The sequence below is a fragment of the Sphingomonas yabuuchiae genome (assembly GCF_001477495.1).
In the GTDB taxonomy this organism is placed as follows: Bacteria; Pseudomonadota; Alphaproteobacteria; order Sphingomonadales; family Sphingomonadaceae; genus Sphingomonas; species Sphingomonas yabuuchiae_A.
In genome coordinates this window covers 1-1,555 of sequence record NZ_LDTF01000156.1, presented here as the reverse complement: position 1 = coordinate 1,555, position 1,555 = coordinate 1, and the positions used below count along the sequence as shown (strand labels likewise).

The window sequence follows — 1,555 nt, the reverse complement described above, 5'->3', positions numbered from 1 at the left end:
GCCCTCGACAGGTCCCGGCGGATGCGGCGCGGCGAGCGGCGGGAAGTCGCCCGATCCGATCACCCCGTCCGGTCCCGCGATCCGCCAGCGCCAGCCGGGTTCCGGCTCCAGCAAACCCCGTCGCTGGTCGATTCGGGCCCGGTCCACCTGCCCCTGTTTGTCGATGGCGGACGTAAGGACGGCAATCTCGGAATCCAGCCGCTGGTCGAGCCCGCGCGTGACGATCCCCTCCAGCGCGCTCGCCAGCCCCCAGCCCGCGAGCAGAAGCGCCGCCAGGATCGCCGCGCCCGAGATCAGGATCATCCGGCCATGAATGGACCGGGGAAGTCTCACGCAGCCTCTCCGGCGGTCAGGCGATAGCCCATGCCCCGCACCGTCTCGATCAGGTCGGCACCGATCTTCTTGCGCAGGCGCCCGACGATCACCTCCAGGCTGTTCGAATCGACATCGGCATCGCCTTCATAGACGCGCTCCAGCAGCTCCAGCCGGGGGATCACGGCCTCCTTGCGCAGCATCAGCGCCGAGAGCACCCGCCACTCGAACGCGGTCAGCTTCAGCGGCAGGCCGTCCAGCTCGAACTGCCCGGTCTGGCTGTCGAAGGACAAAGGGCCGCAGGTCAGGCGCGGCTGGGCATGGCCCGCCGCGCGGCGGACAAGGGCACGCAGCCTCATGACCAGTTCCTCGACGCGGAAGGGCTTGGTCAGATAGTCGTCCGCGCCCGCCTTGAATCCGGCGACCTTGTCCGACCAGCCGTCGCGTGCGGTCAGGATCAGCACGGGCAGGGCGCGCCCCGCCTCGCGCCACTGGCGGAGCAGGGTCATGCCGTCGCCATCGGGCAGGCCCAGGTCGAGCACGGCGGCGTCATAGATTTCGGTATCGCCCGCATGGCCCGCATCGACGCCGCGGTCGAACAGATCGACCGCGCATTGCTCGGCACGCAAGGCCCGCGCGATGGCGGGACCCAGGGCGGGATCATCCTCGACCAGCAGAATCCGCATGACGTGTCCGTTGTCCCCTTATCGCCCCGCTATCGTCGCAAAGCTTAAACCCAATCTGAACCGCGCGGTTCAGCGGGCATCGGGACGAATCACCTAAAAGCATCTCCATCAACCAAGGAGATCGACAATGTCTCGCTTTCGAGTTCCACTCCCCCATCTGCAGGGCAAGGCGCCGCTGGCCGCCGCCGCTGCGGTCCTGATCGCACTGGGCGCGGGCGGTGGCGCCGCCGCCGTCTCGATGACCCGGCCCAGCGTCACCATGGCCCCGACCGTCCAGACGCCGATCGCCAAGCTGTCCTCAACCACCGGCATCGTCACCGCCAAGGGGCGGGTGGCCGAAGTCTTCGGCGATCGCTTCGTGGTGCAGGACGGCACCGGCCGGGCGATGGTCGCCAGCAACCGCGACGCGATGCCTGCGGTGGGCAGCAACGTGATGGTGCAGGGCCGCTATGACGACGGGATCATGCACGCCCAGTATCTGGTCAACCCGCAGGGGACGGTCACCCCGGTCGGCCCGCCCCCGCCCCCGCCGGGCTGTCCCTTAAACACCTCTGACG

Annotated in this window: 1 protein-coding gene and 2 pseudogenes; 1 reads left to right on the top strand and 2 read right to left on the bottom strand. The window is 68.9% G+C overall.

Annotated elements, in window-relative coordinates:
- Both NS355_RS17800 and NS355_RS17795 read right to left on the bottom strand, forming a co-directional pair.
- A pseudogene (locus NS355_RS17800) lies at window positions 1-333 on the bottom strand (ATP-binding protein); the annotation flags it as partial.
- Window positions 330-998: a response regulator gene (locus NS355_RS17795; RefSeq protein WP_058718341.1), complete on the bottom strand. Its 669-nt coding sequence runs from the start codon at window positions 996-998 to the stop codon at window positions 330-332. The gene NS355_RS17795 and the pseudogene NS355_RS17800, both read right to left, overlap by 4 nt.
- 127 nt (window positions 999-1,125) lie before the next feature.
- Here NS355_RS17795 and NS355_RS17790 point away from each other — a divergent pair.
- A pseudogene (locus NS355_RS17790) lies at window positions 1,126-1,555 on the top strand (hypothetical protein); the annotation flags it as partial.

Excerpts from the sequence above, each read along its gene's own strand:
- NS355_RS17795 (WP_058718341.1), bottom strand. The coding sequence starts at position 998 with ATGCGGATTCTGCTGGTCGAGGATGATCCCGCCCTGGGTCCCGCCATC.